Genomic DNA, 15,435 nt, shown 5'->3' with positions numbered 1-15,435 from the left:
TTTGATTAATATTACTTAAATCATTTGTATACGTTAGTATTAAGTAGTTCTTAACATTAACAGTTTGTTATTCATCCATTAACAGATAATTCGGAATGTTCCATCTCTATTTACATCATATCATTTTAATCATCAACTTTCCAAATATTTCACACGACAAATTCTTCTATGTTTTTCTCTAAGGCTCACAATTAACCATTTCAATCCATATATTTTCTATATTTTATAGTACATTAATATATTAAAATACATGGTGAATATTACTATGTAACAGTGTTAAAACTAATAAAAAAAGAAGCTACAAGTATGCATAGCTTCTTTTTTTATTGTAATATTTAATTTTAAAGATACTTAAATTCTAAAAAACCAATTCAAGAATGTTACATCAATGAAAATAATGTACTATTCTTATTTATTCTTTTTTCCTTTTTTACTCATAACATATCCAAGTCCACATAATAAAGTTCCAAAAGACATCATTGAACTTGTATTAACCATTGAACCTGTTTTTACAAGTTTAGATTTTGAATTTTTATTTTCTTTAGAATCACCTTTATTTTCTTTAGGCGTATTATTATTGTTGGTACCTCCTATATCCTTATCTTTGTCTTTATCTATATCTTTGTCTTTATCTATATCTATATCTTTGTCTTTGTCTTTGTCTTTATCTTTGTCCTTATCATTGTCTTTGTCTTTTTCTACTTCTGTCTTAATAATAGTTTTTGAATCTAAATTTGATAAGAAGTAGTCGCTACAATGTTCTAAGTTTAATTCTAGATAACCTTCATTATCTTTGTTAAATGCTTTTAAATCTTCCGCATGTAGTTCTGCTTTATTTGTAGTTTCATTGAAATAATAAGCATACACATCTTTTGTTAAATCTACTTTTTCTTTATCTATAATCATTGTCACCTTTGTTAAGCAAGGTAACTTTCCATTGTGCTTAAATGATATAATTTGAGCTTTTTCATCTAGTGCAAATATAGAATCTTTATTAGGGCTAATTTCATTTAAACTTATATCTAAATCTTTGTCTATAGATGCAATATCCTTTGTATCAAATTGCCATTTAATTTTAGCATCTTTAGCGTCCAATTTAAATACCATTACCTTGTCTCCACCCTTTACAGCTTCAAAGACTTCTTTTGATATTGTACTTGTATCCTTTAGTATAAATTCGACTACATTTCCATCTGAATACTGTAATCTATCTTGAATAACTAAAACTTGATCATCACCTTTATTAATAATAGTACCTATTTCAAATTTCACGCTACTCTTAGATATATTTCCTGCTAAATCTTTTACTTCTATTTCTAACTTATGCTCACCATTACTGTGTATTGGTTCTATTCCATCATATTCCTTACCATCTAAGACATATTTAATTGTTGCATCTTTATCATCTGATGTTATCTTAGGCATAACAGACATATTGTAAGTCTTACCATCCTCAACACCTTTAACCTCTATAACTGGTGCTGTTTTATCTATGGAGAACTTAATTATAGATTCAACTTCATTCCCAGAATTATCAGTAGCTGTAACTATTAATTCATAGTTTCCTTCTTGTGATATTTCTTCGTTATTATATTCTTTTCCATTCAGTGTTGATTTTATAGTTCCTTCTTTATTCATTTTTATTTCTGCTTTAATATTTTCATTATATGCTCTTCCATTTTCTACTCCATCTATAGTTATTACAGGCTTTTCTTTGTCTATATTAACTTTATATTTAACAATAGTAGTATGTCCAGATAAATCCACGGCCTTTAATGTCATTATATCGCCATTTTCTACTTGAACCTTCTTATTAAACTCGTAAGCTGTATATTCATAACCATAGTTTACTTCAGCTTGTACTTGTTTTTGAATTTCTTCATTAATATAAAACTTATAACCCATTCCACTATCAGAAACAATTCCTTTTAATGTAAGTTCTTCTGAGTTAATGAAAATGTTTCCTTTTCCATCACTAAAAGGTGATGTTAAATTAACTATTGGGGCCTCTGAATCAAAGTATATTTTCACTGCATAATTACTTGCAGGTGTTGCTGATCCATCTGATTGTTTAACTTTAGCTAAGTTTCCATCCATCCCTTTTGCATAAACGTGTATATAATTTATTCCTTGTTTAAGCTCCTTACTATCCATTAAGAAGTTAAATGTTAAGTCTTTATTTACCTCTACATCTTTATCGTCAATTTTAAAGGATTTAACTGGATATGATACTTTACCACTTATTTCTAACATACCTTCTTTATTCAATGACTTTTCTGATGCATCCATACTGCCACCTGTAAAGTCCTTATCATTAAATTCTATTATAGATTCTTCTATTTTCTCTACAACTGCATCAACAGCTGCTAGATTATAAGCTTTATCCATAACTACTATAGATACTTGTTTATCTTTAACTTCCTTAGCATTAAGTTTTACAGAATACAAGTCTTTACCTTCATCAATTATCTTAGAATCTTTTTTAATATCATCACCTATAAATATAGCGCTATTTAAAATACCTGCTAAGTTATCTTTTGCATTCCATTTAATCACTAAGTCTTCTCCCTCTATTTCATATGATATAACTTTAATTTCCGGTGCTGTTATATCAACTTTAATTGGCACTTCAAACTTTTGTGGTTCTTTATTATCTAAATCTACATAGGACTTTATTGATAATTTATATATACCCTCTTTAGCAACCTCATTCTCACCTTTAGATTTGTTATAGACCATTCCATTCCAAGATAAATCATTTCTAAGTGACGGTGATTTACCTGAGTTATTAGGAGCATTATAAACTTGTTTCCTTACGTGATCCATCTCCCCTGCTTTAACTACTACATTTCCCTTTTCATCTTCTATTTCACTTACAACTTTCTTTGCATTTCTAAGGAAATATAAATATGGTATAACTTCTTCACAGTAATTATCACCATTAGGGGATATTGCGAAGTCCTCTGGATCCTCACCTAATATATTCACCTTACCACCTTTATAGGTAGCCATAAGACCTTTTAGAGCCGACTTATCTATTTTTGACATTAAACTGTCTGATTCTTCCCAGTCTCCGTAATTTATGATTCTCTCTTTAGCCCAATCTCCATAGTATCCCATGTAAGGTACAACTAATGAAGATTGTTCTACATCACTTGGTTTTAATTGTAAATACCCTTCCAAAAATCTTTCTGTACTTAGATTATCACCTATACTTATAGTTACATTAACCTTTTCAGTACCATTTGCTTTAACTGTAACCTCTTTTTTATCAAAGGTTATATCTGCATCATCTTTTGAAAGTATTATATCTCTAGCCATTTCTCCATTAGTATCCTTATCTTCTTGAGATAACACTCCACCTATCTTATCTAAAGAATAAGTAACATCCTTATCACCATGATTATTTAAATCAATATTAAAACTAACACTTTTGCCTTGTATCTCTTTTAATGCTACTGACCCAACTCCATTATAGGTAGCAGTAACTTTATTTTTTATAGCATCTGATATTTGAATTAATCCTGATCCTTGTCTTCTTGGTGAAAAAGGAACTCCACTCTTATCATTTTTAACTACTGATGTGTTCATAGCAACATTCTTTGAATAATCTACCAATTCTCTTCCTTTAAGTTCTTTATTATATTCTTTTATAGCTTCTAATATTAATGCCATACCTCCTGATACATGTGGTGCTGACATTGATGTACCACTCATGGTTTCATATCTATTGTTATTAACTGTGGAAAATATATTTCCTCCTGGTCCAGCGATTTGAGGTTTAAAATCTAAGTTTGGAGCTGTACCCCAAGATGTACTATCATCGTAGTCTCCTGTATTAGGATTTTCTCCACTTATTGTATCTCCTGTGAATTTAAATTTAACATCTTCTTTATTATTCAATCTTTTAGTTGCTTCTGCTCCTGCTTTATTCCCAACAAATATGGCAGGTATAGTTATACTTCCTTCAGTAGCCATATTAATTAAAGCCTCTCCACCCGCACTAGTATTAAACATTACTACTCCACATGCTCCTGCCTTTTGAGCATTAATTATCTTTTTTGTAAAGTCTAAACCTCCTCTTTCTATCAGTGCAACTTTATCTTTTAATTCTTTTCCTAGAAAATCTTCTGGTTTTCCAACTCCACAACTTACAAGACTTAACTCCTTATTACTTTCAAATTTAAAAGTATGCTCACTATAAGCTGTTTTTGAAAATTCTTTTCCATTTGAATCTAAAAATGATGTAGCATAAGATGTAAGATTTTGATTTTGAAAGTTTGCAACCATTAATGCATCTTTTGCTAAAGCTGGTGCACCAACTGTAGATATATCTTTCATATTTTTATCTCTATGTGGTGCTGTAGAGTAACTAGAGTTACCAGCTGAAACGACTACCATTACCCCTTTTTCTGTAGCATTTTTTATAGCCCTTTGCTCTGCATCATCATCATCTTGGAACCCTGATACAGACCCTAAACTCATGTTAATTACATCAGCTCCCAATGTAGCTGAATCTTCTATGGCCGCAACTATATCATCACTAAATGCATATTTACCTCCAGGTCCATTAGAGAAAGCTTTCATGGCAAGTAATTGTGTCTCAGGTGCAACTCCTTGAACTGCTTGTCCAAGTTTTATCTCTGCTTCGTTACCATCTGCACCTACAATTCCAGCCACATGCATACCATGGCCCCCATCGGATCTTTCATCTATTATATTACTGTCTTTATCTGCGTAATTATATCCAAAAGGTATCTTTTCACTGAAATACGTCTCAGTACCTTTTTCAGCCTTTAATATATTATTATTTTTTATTTCTTCTGCCTTTTTTTTGTTTAATTTTAATTTAGAACTATCTTTTGGATTCTTTAAATCTTTATGAGTATTATCAATTCCTGTATCAATTATCGACACCAACATGCCTTGCCCTTTTATGTTATATTTTGTCCATGCATCAAAAGCCTGTGTTAACCCCTTAGCATAATTTATTTGTGGTTCATAACGATTTGCTTCTTTTACACTCTTTACACCATCTAATTCTTTTAATTCTTCTACTTCTTTACGTTTAACATCCATACTAAATCCATTAACAAGATTTCCATAACTATGTCTTAGTTCTGCCCCCTCAAGCTTTTCTGCTTCATCTTTAGTTTCTTTTTGAGACTCTTTTACTTCATTAATAACCTCGCTTGATGCAGCAATACCTTGTGGCATTCTCTCAGCTGCAGGCTTTTCATCTAGTTCTACTATAATTCTTATAACTTCCTCGGGGTCTTCTTCATGTAATTCTATCTTCCTTTTATCCTCAGCTTCAAGTTCTCTTAGTTGGCTTTGCATACTTGCTATCTTTTCCCTACTCAAAGCCATATTTTCTTGAGTCTGTGCCCCTACTTTACTGGAACTACTAAAAACTAATGATAATGAAAATGCAATGGTTAAAAATTTCGACATGCTCTTTCTAAACTCTTTTTTCACTAAATCGTCCCCCTCTTATAAAATAGATTTTATAATAACTATAAATAAATATAGTTTTTATCATTAGTATGCATACACTAACCTTCAAGTTATAATTAAATCAATACCACATTTATTAAAGATGATATTGATCCGAGTTAAACCCTAAAGAATCATAAATTTGAAATCTTGTTCCTTTAAGTATTTAATAATATCTGGTAGTGCATCTACAGTAGTATCTTTAGATGATGAGTCATGTAAAAGTATTATTACCCTATCTTTATTTAAAACAGTCTCCTTAATTTTTTGGAGCTGCGCTTCGACTGGTACATTTTTATATTCAGAATCACCATTTAGAGCATTCCAATCTATATATTTCATATTCATATCTTTTAATATATCTTTATACTCATCTTTATAACTTTCAAAGGACCCTCCTGGAAATCTAAAAAGGTCACTTTTATAATCCTCACCCAAAATACCTTTTAAAACTCTCTCTGTACTTTCCACTTCACTTTTAAAGTTTTCTTTTGATGAATAAACTATATTAAAATCATGAGTATACGAATGATTGCCTATTGAATGTTTTTTTAATCTTATATCTTTAATTATGTCTTTATTGTTTTTTGCTCTTTCTCCTGTTATGAAAAATGTAGCATTAATATGATTTTCTTCTAATATATCTAAAATCTTAGGTGTTATATTGCTACTTGGACCATCATCAAAAGTTAAATATGCAATTTTATGATGATCTGAAATTGTATCTTTTTCACTATTTAATTTTTCTTTTTCATATGATTCATCTATAACTTTAGCCTCTTTAGATCTAACCTCATTATTTTCTACTACACTATCTGTTTGCTCTACTTTGTTTGATTTATAAGAAAACAAGTAGATACCTAATATAGTACTTATTATATATATCGAAATTAAAAATATAACATATCTTAAATTATGCTTCATATCATTACCTCTTAATAATTATATCTATAAACTTATATACATATGGTTATATTCACACCCAATTCTGAATTTTCGATATTTCTTTAAATTATATCACTATAATCAATATGTTTGAATATATTTCGTTTGACATATTCCTGCATATTTTTTATAAATCCAGATTGACGATCCTATATTTTACCATATTTTTCTCTCATATGATCTAAAATTGAATCAACATTGCTTTTAGAACCTTTTTCGTTACCATCTTTTAATGAAATCAAACTAAGTTGTTCTGTATAAGTATCTGTCAAATTACTTAAACTTATACCCAAAAGTCTAATTGGTTCTCCCTTCCAACACCTATTAAATAGTTCTATTGCTACCTTACATATTACTTTTGTTGAATTAGTTGAATTTAACATCTTCCTTTGGTGAGAATAGCTTTTAAATTCATTTGTTTTTATATTTACGCTTATGGAATAACAGTATTTTTTATTTTTTCTTAATCTATAGGATACCTTGTCTGCTAATTCTAAAATTACATTATGAGCTTTTTCTCTACGCAATAAATCCGTAGATAATGTAATCTCATTACTAATATTTTTAATATCTTCTTTATCATATTCTACTTTGCTAAAATCTATTCCATTTGCATAGTTCCATATAAGTTCTCCCATACCTTTTAATCTATCTTTAATTAAATCTTTATCACTATTGGCAAGCTCACCTATAGTATATATGTACATTAAATTCAAGATTCTTTTTGCACTTTTACCCACCATAAATAATTCTTCTACAGGAAGGTGCCATAACTTCATTTCTATTTCTTCTTTAAATATTGTATTAACCTTATCAGGCTTTTTTAATTCAGATGCCATCTTTGCTAATAACTTATTTGTAGCTACACCAATACTTACTGTAAAATTAAATTTTTCTTTTATTTCCTTTCTTATCATTTCAGCTAATTTTAAAGCATCTTGTCTTTTATTAATTCCCATATCTAAAAAACATTCATCTATAGAATACTTTTGTATATAAGGAGTATAATTTTGCAAGAATTCAAACATATTCTTACTGGATTCTTCATAAATTTTAAAATTAGGAGGAATTACAATTAAATTATTGCACTTTTTTCTAGCTGAATATAAACTTTCACCTGTAATTATCCCAAAATGTTTTGCTTTATCAGACTTAGCTAAAACAACTCCTCTTCTACTGTTTTCATCTCCTCCTATTACAGAGGGTACAAGCCTTATATCTAACTTTTCCCCATTTTTAAGTTTATCTGCTGCACTCCAAGATAAATAAGCTGAATTAACATCTATGTGAAATATTATCTTTTCCATATCACAACTCCTATATCTATATTATGTTTTTTATTATAATTATATCATTAAAGATTTTGATATTTAATACTGTTTAGTTTTGTAACCACATATAATAAATTAAGACTTAATATAATAAGTTAAGACTTAATAAAAATAATTCGTATCTTTTATTAAAAAGCTATTGCATTATCTCTTAATATGCGGTATAATTCTAATTGTCGCTTAGGGGTATAGCTCAATTGGTAGAGTAGCGGTCTCCAAAACCGTTGGTCGTAGGTTCGAGCCCTACTACCCCTGCCATAACAAAAAGCTTATGAACATTTATGTTCATAAGCTTTTTTATTATTATTTATATTCATATTAATTCTGCATTTTACACTGCTTATTAATATTAATCTGTAGCTCTAAATATCTTATAGTTACTTTATTCTAAGGCAACTATAAGAAGAATCCACACCCACACCCACAAAATAGTAGTAGCAATATAATCCAAATATCAAAATCATCATTACAATTATTTTGACAATTACATTTGTGACATCCATTGTTACATCCATTGCTTCTTATTGATATATTCTGATTTATTATCAAGTTTTCTATATAACGTATTCCTTCAGGATCATTACAAAGCTGCCTTATTATCTCTTCATTCTTCATACATATATTCTCCCTTTATATATTTCAAGGAATATATAATAATTACGAATCAAATAAATGCACTTATTTATAATTATTATTACTCCTTAAGTACAATTAATGTTTCATATTATATATTATGAATGAAGGTTTCATTTGTTGACAAAATAATTGTTTTATATACAATTAAAAAGCCATCAGAATTTACTGATGGCTTTTTAATTTATAGTTATATTATTTTGAAGCCTAAGTCTTTCACTTTTTCTTCTATAAGCTCAAAATTGTCTGTTCTCATTCTTACAACGATTTCCATAACATCTATAACGCTTTTTGGATCTACAACTACAAAGCTTATTATATCTGCATTATTCTCTGAAAGTACATTTGAAAGTTTTGAAATTTGTCCTGGAACATCATAAGCCATAACAGCTAATCTTTGTCCCTTATTTAACCCAAACAGTAATGTAAACTGCTCAAATACTGCATGATGAGTTAATATACCCTCAAAGTATCCTTTATCATTTATAACAGCAACAAAGGATATGTTCATTATTTCTAAAAAGTATACTGCTTTTTCCATCTCCTCAACAGGTGATATTGTTGGTATATCTTTTCTCATAACCACTTCTACATTAAAATCAGACAAAAAGCATTGTTTATCTTCGCATTTTTCATAATAAAATTCATAAATTCTATCCTTTGATATTGCCCCATAGAACTTATCCCCTTCTACTACTGGTAAAGATAAAAATTTATTTTCACTCATAATTTCGAGAGCCTGGCCAATTGTAATTTTTGGACTCACTGTAATAAGCTTTTCTTTAGCTAACATTATATTTTTTACTAACATTTTCCCATCTCCTTTTAAGTGAATTATCATAAAATCTAAGAATTAGTAATATATAGTTATTATACATTAAAACATTCTGTAAATTCAAACTATTTCTTCAAATCATTTATATCTGAAATATATTACTTAATTTCTTTAATTTCTTTAATTTCTTTAATTTCTTTAATGATTTCCATATTATCTTTTATTATATTTATATAATCTTTGTCTCCATTATATTTTTCCAGATAAATTACTTGAGAATTATTATCTTTCATTGTATATTGAATATCTTCATTTAACGATTCATCTTTTTCTAAAATAATTATAGCTTTTTGATTCTTTAGTATCTTATTTGAAATATCTTTATCAAATTCTTTTAATCTAATATTAGTTAAATTAAAGGAATTTAAACCATAATCAAATTCATCCTTGCTCAAAATTAGTGAATAATGATTCAATTTACTAATTGACACTTTCATTTCTTCTTCCGCTATATAAATTTCTTTTAATTTCTTTTCATAATTCTTTTCATAAAATTGTCTATTAACAGGATCCTTTTCTTCTATTGAATTTTTTATATTAGATAATGCTATTTTATATTCTTCTATACCTAACAAATAATAAGGATTTTCTTTTATTTCTTTATCACCATATTTTCTAGGATTATCAAGTAAATTTAGTTTTACCCCTCTTGAAACATTTATTGTTGATAATTTATCTTTTTTCAATTTAGCTGTGAATGAATCAATCCAAGGCTCTAAATTAGCTCCATTATAAAAAAACAAATCTTTTTTCTCTATATTATTTATTGAGTCTTCTGTATACTTATATTCCCATATGTCTTTTTCAGTTTTAAACATGTATTCAACATTATGTTTATCCCCTGCTATATCTTTTACAACATAATAAAGGGGTTTGCTTGTAACAACAATATTTAAATACTTTTCGCTACTTTCTTTTTCTCTAACAATTGCTGAACTTTTAACTATTCCAAATCTATAAGTAGCAGCAAAGATTACTATTACTATTACATTAATAGTAATTATTCCATATATGAACTTTTTCATCAATCTTTCACCTCAGAATATGTAGTTTTTTAAAAATATATAAACAAACTTATATATTTCTTTTATTAATGTTATAATTTATATAATTTTTTATACATACTAATTATACGTTAACTTATTGTATAAAGATACAAAATCATTTTATCTCTTTATATAATGTAGTAATGTACACTATATATATAGATATTAAATTTTCCTACTATTTATATAATATATCCTATAGATATTACACCTCTTTCTTTTTCATGCCTTTTGATATAAAATATTCATATATGTTTAATTTTGCTTTTAGGAGGTGACGGTGATTATATCACCATTTTTATGAATTTTATTGTAAATAATGTAGAGGAAACTTTAAATATAGGAGAGCAAATTGGTAAACTTTGTAGTTCTGGCGACATTATATGTGTAATAGGTGATTTAGGCGTTGGAAAAACCCACATTTCTAAGGGTATAGCTAAGGGATTAGGAGTTAATGAGCACATTACTAGTCCTACCTTTACCATTGTAAATGAGTATGATAGTGGAAGATTAAAGCTATATCATTTTGATGTATATAGGGTCAATGATCCTGATGAAATTTATGAGCTAGGCTTTGATGAGTACATCTTTGATAATGCAGTAAGCATTATCGAGTGGGCTGATTATATAGAAAGTCTTATTCCAAAGGAACATTTGAGAATAGTATTATCTAAACTTAATAATTTAGATGAAAACGTAAGAAATATTGAAATTATATCTAATGGATACAGATATGATTATATAAAGGAGATTAAAATATGAAGGTACTTAGCGTAGATTCATCTAGCTCAACAGCAAGTGTTGCAATTTTAGAGGATAATAGATTACTTGGAGAAATAAATTTCAATTATAAAAAACAGCATTCAGTGTTACTACTAACCATGATAGATACTTTATTAAACAGTATTTCTTTAGATATATCTGAAATAGATGGATTTGTTATATCAAAGGGGCCCGGTTCTTTTACAGGTCTTAGAATTGGAATGGCAACTATAAAAGGTTTAAGTTTTTCATCAAACAAACCTTTTATTTCAGTATCTTCACTAGATGCATTAGCTCGTAACATATATGGATTTCCTGGTATTATATGTCCAATTATGGATGCCCTTAGAGATAATGTTTATACTAGCCTTTATACCTATGAAAATGGTAGCCTTATTCAAATCATGGACTATACTTGTTTATCTATAGATGAATTAATAATTAACTTAAAAACTTACAGTAAAGAAGTTTGTTTTGTTGGAGATGCTATAAGTTTACACAAAGATAAATTAATATCACAACTACCTAAAGTTAAATTTTCACCTTCTGATCTAAGTTATATAAGAGCAGCTTCATTAGGTATTATAGGTATTAATAAATTACGCAATGGTGAAAATGATGATATAAATAATTCTGCTCCTGTTTATCTTAGAAAATCTCAAGCTGAAAGAGAATATGATGAAAAACAGTTGCTTTTAAATCATGAATAATATAAACATTTCCCCTATGACCTATGAAGATATAGACGACGTCTTAGCTATTAGCTTTTTAAGTTTTCCTATCTCATGGAGTAGGGAGTCCTTTTTAACCGAGCTTGAAAACAACCTTTCTTATTATGTTGTAGCAAAATCTAATGACATTGTTATTGGCTTTGGGGGTACTTGGATAATTATTGATGAATCTCATATAACTAATATTGCAGTCCACCCAAGCTTTAGAGGTTTTGGAATTGGAGAATTAATATTAAAAGCTCTAATAGATGTATGTAAATCTCACTTTATATCTTCTATGACTTTAGAGGTACGCGCTTCAAATGTTGTAGCTATATCATTATATAATAAGTTTGATTTCAAAGAAGAAGGAAGACGAAAAAGGTACTATGAGGATAATGGCGAAGATGCTCTTATATTATGGAAAAGAAACTTTTAAATTATTATATCTATTTTAAACTTACAAACTTCTTATATGATTAGTAATTTACTGAATTATAATATTAAAAGGTTAGCATATCGCTAGCCTTTTAATATTAATTTAAATTTATTTTATATGATATTCATTAAACATTTTCTTTTGAATATTTCTTTTTCCTTACATCCTTTACAATTACCTCTTCTTTATGAATGAGTAAAGATACATTCTTGTATACTCCAAGAGTAACTAATGATACCAATATACCTTTTAATAAATTAAATGGTACTATGGACCAAATTATAAGAGATCTTAAATCTACTATATTTCCGTTAAGTTTTGTTCCCATGGCTATAATAGCCTCTAAAGGTAATTTAAATACCTTTGCATAGGTTGGTATTAGTATAAAATAGTTTATTAAAGCTGCTACTGCAGTCATCACTAAAACTCCAGATACTAACCCTATAATAGCACCACTTTTATTTTTATTTCTTTTATACATATATCCTGAAATAAATACTAGCACTGAGCCTACTATAAAGTTTGCCATCTCCCCTACTAAAGCTGTCTGAGTCCCCTTAAATAACACATGAAGTATATTTTTTAAAAGTTCTATTGCAATCCCTTCTACAGGTCCTAAAGCAAAGGCTCCTATTAAAGCTGGTAGATCACTTAGATCTATCTTTAAAAACCCTGGAAACAATGGTAATGGAAAATCAAAATACATTAGTATAAACGCCATAGCTGCAAGTAATGTGATTTTAATTTGTTTGTTTAGATTGAACTTTTTATTCATGATAATACCTCCTTAAATTAGGTATCCTCAAGGGGTCCTCGCTAACTTTATTTGATTAAATGCAAAAAAACCCTGACACAAAGCCAGGGCAAAGCATTTATCCTATTTAGATAGCTTACCTTCTTCCATCCAGACTATACTGTCGGCTTCGGAATCTAACCGAATCATGCCATGTAGGCTTGCGGGCTTTACCGCCGGTGGGGAACTTCGCCCCGCCCTGAAGATAATATATTTTATTTTATAATCTTATTATATAACACTGTTATTTAAATAACAAGTCCTATTTACATTTTCATAGTCAAAGATATTCTGCCTCTTTTTTCATCAACTTCAATTACTTTAACATTTATTATATCTCCAACTTTTACAATATCTAAGGGATGTTTTACGAAGGTATCTGCCATTTGACTTTTATGAACTAAACCATCTTGATGGACTCCAATATCAACAAATGCACCAAAATCAGATACATTTCTAACTGTGCCTATTAATAACATTCCTATCTTTAACTGAGTTATGTCCAAAACCCCTGTTTTTAACATAGGTTTTGGAAGTTCTTCTCTAGGGTCCCTTCCTGGCTTTTTAAGTTCTTTTATTATATCAACTAAAGTTAATTTACCTATACCTAAGTTATCTGCTAATTCTTCTAGCGAAAATTCCCCAGCCTTTTCTTCTATATCTTTTAAGCTTCCACTTTTAAAATCATCCTTATTATATCCCAACATATCTACAAGTTTTTTTGCAGATGCATAAGATTCGGGATGTACAGAAGTATTATCTAGTGGTTCCTTACTCTCCATAACCCTTAAAAATCCTGCACATTGTTCGAAGGCTTTTTGACCGAGCCTTTTTACTTTAAGAAGTTCTTTTCTACTCGTAAACTTCCCCTTCTCATCTCTATAACTAACTATATTTTGTGCTATGGTATCATTAATTCCTGAAATATATGATAAAAGAGAAGGTGTTGCCATGTTTAAGTCTACACCTACCTTATTCACTACATCCTCTACTGTACCTTTAAGAGATTCATCTAATTTTTTACCTGCTACATCATGTTGATATTGACCTACACCTATAGACTTCGGATCTATTTTAACTAATTCAGATAATGGATCTTGAAGTCTTCTTCCAATAGATATAGCACCTCTTATAGTCACATCTAAACTAGGATATTCATCCGCTGCAAGCTTTGATGCTGAGTATACGGAAGCTCCAGCTTCTGAAACTATAACATAATAAAGTTCTCTACCATTCTCCTCTTTTAATTCTTTAATCAAAAGAGATATAACTTCTTCTGACTCCCTACTAGCTGTTCCATTCCCTAAAGATATGACATCAATATTTTCTTTTAGAACAAGCTCCTTCAACTTACTTATGGTTCCATTTATATCTTTCCTTGGTGCTGTAGGATAAACTGTAGCCTTTTCTAAAAACTTTCCTGTCTTATCTAAAACTGCTACCTTACACCCCGTTCTAAAACCTGGATCAAATCCCATAACTACTTTATCCTTTATAGGAGGCTGCATAATTAAAGATTTTAAGTTAGTCTTAAATATTTCTATAGCCCTCTCTTCAGCAATTTGTGTAAGCTCTGCTCTTATTTCTCTTTCAATAGATGGATAGATAAGCCTCTTATAAGAGTCTTTTACGCTTTCTTTTATATATTTATCTGTAATATTATTTCCCTTAGCACACTTTACTTCTAAATACTGTATAACTATATCAACCATGTAATCAAGCTTAACACTTAGAACCTTTTCTTTTTCCCCTCTATTTATTGCAAGTATTCTATATGGAGGAATGTTTCTTATTGGTTCTTTATAATCATAGTACATCTCATAGGGTGTAGGTTCCTCTGAGCTTCCTTTAGTTACTATTACAGCCTCCCTTTGTATATATGATCTTATCCACTTTCTAAATTCTGCTGTATCAGATATCATTTCACTTATTATATCCATAGCACCCTTAATAGCTGTTTCCTTTGAATCTATTCCTTTTTCTAAATTAATCATCTTCTCCATCTCAGATTCAAAATCACCTTTAAAGTTTCCACTCCACACCAATTGCGCTAAAGATTTTAATCCCTTTTCTTCTGCCATGGTAGCTCTTGTTCTTTTTTTCATTTTAAAAGGCCTATATATATCTTCTACCTCTGTTAATGTTTCCGATTTTAAAATGCTAAACTTTATTTCTTCAGTAAGTTTTTCTTGATCACCTATAAGTCTTATAACAGTTTGTTTTTTTTCCTCTAATCCTTTTATATAAATCAGTCTTTCTGATAGTTTTCTAAGTACTTCGTCATCTAATCCACCAGTTCTTTCTTTCCTATATCTTGCGATAAAGGGAACTGTATTCCCCTCATCCATCATTTCAACAACACTAATTACTTGGCTTTCATTTATAGAAAGTTCTTTTGCAAGTTTTTGTTCAATATTACCTGTCATTACTCCACCTCATTATTGA

11 protein-coding genes, 1 tRNA gene and 1 riboswitch are annotated in these 15,435 nt (G+C 29.0%); of the genes, 4 read left to right on the top strand and 8 right to left on the bottom strand.

Annotated features, from left to right (window positions below):
* Positions 1-408: 408 nt before the first annotated feature.
* From DY168_RS04890 to DY168_RS04880, 3 genes are all read right to left on the bottom strand, one after another.
* On the bottom strand, positions 409-5,478 hold the full coding sequence (locus tag DY168_RS04890) for a S8 family serine peptidase (RefSeq protein WP_115640741.1): 5,070 nt from the start codon (positions 5,476-5,478) through the stop codon (positions 409-411).
* A gap of 144 nt (positions 5,479-5,622) precedes the next feature.
* Positions 5,623-6,420, bottom strand: a complete 798-nt coding sequence (locus tag DY168_RS04885; RefSeq protein ID WP_115640740.1) for a polysaccharide deacetylase family protein — start codon at positions 6,418-6,420, stop codon at positions 5,623-5,625.
* A gap of 170 nt (positions 6,421-6,590) precedes the next feature.
* On the bottom strand, positions 6,591-7,748 hold the full coding sequence (locus DY168_RS04880) for a Y-family DNA polymerase (RefSeq protein WP_115640739.1): 1,158 nt from the start codon (positions 7,746-7,748) through the stop codon (positions 6,591-6,593).
* 206 nt (positions 7,749-7,954) lie between these two features.
* Between DY168_RS04880 and DY168_RS04875 the strand changes: the two genes are divergently transcribed.
* Positions 7,955-8,030, top strand: a tRNA-Trp gene (locus tag DY168_RS04875).
* Between the two features lie 138 nt (positions 8,031-8,168).
* Here the strand turns inward: DY168_RS04875 and DY168_RS04870 are convergent.
* The 3 genes from DY168_RS04870 to DY168_RS04860 all read right to left on the bottom strand — a co-directional run bounded on the left by DY168_RS04870 (position 8,169) and on the right by DY168_RS04860 (position 10,265).
* Positions 8,169-8,387 carry a hypothetical protein gene (locus DY168_RS04870; protein ID WP_115640738.1) on the bottom strand — a complete coding sequence of 73 codons (219 nt, stop codon included), beginning with the start codon at positions 8,385-8,387 and terminating at the stop codon, positions 8,169-8,171.
* Between the two features lie 208 nt (positions 8,388-8,595).
* Positions 8,596-9,216, bottom strand: coding sequence for a CBS domain-containing protein (locus DY168_RS04865; RefSeq protein WP_115640737.1), 621 nt, complete (start codon positions 9,214-9,216; stop codon positions 8,596-8,598).
* Positions 9,217-9,338: 122 nt separating this feature from the next.
* Positions 9,339-10,265 (bottom strand): metal ABC transporter substrate-binding protein, encoded by a 927-nt coding sequence (locus DY168_RS04860; RefSeq protein WP_115640736.1) that lies wholly within the window; start codon positions 10,263-10,265, stop codon positions 9,339-9,341.
* Positions 10,266-10,586: 321 nt separating this feature from the next.
* Between DY168_RS04860 and tsaE the strand changes: the two genes are divergently transcribed.
* Genes tsaE through rimI form a run of 3 tightly spaced genes read left to right on the top strand, consistent with a single transcriptional unit; the run spans position 10,587 to position 12,197 of the window.
* Positions 10,587-11,048 (top strand): tRNA (adenosine(37)-N6)-threonylcarbamoyltransferase complex ATPase subunit type 1 TsaE, encoded by a 462-nt coding sequence (gene tsaE, locus DY168_RS04855; RefSeq protein ID WP_115640735.1) that lies wholly within the window; start codon positions 10,587-10,589, stop codon positions 11,046-11,048.
* Positions 11,045-11,758 (top strand): tRNA (adenosine(37)-N6)-threonylcarbamoyltransferase complex dimerization subunit type 1 TsaB, encoded by a 714-nt coding sequence (gene tsaB / locus DY168_RS04850; protein WP_115640734.1) that lies wholly within the window; start codon positions 11,045-11,047, stop codon positions 11,756-11,758. The genes tsaE and tsaB overlap by 4 nt, the downstream gene beginning before the upstream one ends.
* On the top strand, positions 11,751-12,197 hold the full coding sequence (rimI, locus tag DY168_RS04845; protein ID WP_115640733.1) for a ribosomal protein S18-alanine N-acetyltransferase: 447 nt from the start codon (positions 11,751-11,753) through the stop codon (positions 12,195-12,197). Before tsaB ends, rimI begins: the two co-directional genes overlap by 8 nt.
* A gap of 127 nt (positions 12,198-12,324) precedes the next feature.
* On the opposite strand, the gene DY168_RS04840 is transcribed toward rimI, so the two are convergent.
* Both DY168_RS04840 and DY168_RS04835 read right to left on the bottom strand, forming a co-directional pair.
* The gene (locus tag DY168_RS04840) at positions 12,325-12,972 is read right to left on the bottom strand and encodes an ECF transporter S component (RefSeq protein ID WP_115640732.1); all 648 of its coding nucleotides are present in this window, start codon (positions 12,970-12,972) and stop codon (positions 12,325-12,327) included.
* Between the two features lie 113 nt (positions 12,973-13,085).
* Positions 13,086-13,201, bottom strand: a riboswitch (FMN riboswitch).
* 55 nt (positions 13,202-13,256) lie between these two features.
* The gene (locus DY168_RS04835) at positions 13,257-15,416 is read right to left on the bottom strand and encodes a Tex family protein (protein ID WP_115640731.1); all 2,160 of its coding nucleotides are present in this window, start codon (positions 15,414-15,416) and stop codon (positions 13,257-13,259) included.
* Positions 15,417-15,435: the final 19 nt, after the last annotated feature.

It is taken from the genome of Clostridium putrefaciens (assembly GCF_900461105.1).
GTDB lineage: Bacteria > Bacillota > Clostridia > Clostridiales > Clostridiaceae > Clostridium_L > Clostridium_L putrefaciens.
Note: the sequence above shows the minus strand (reverse complement) of the source record. Positions and strands in the feature narration are given on the sequence as shown.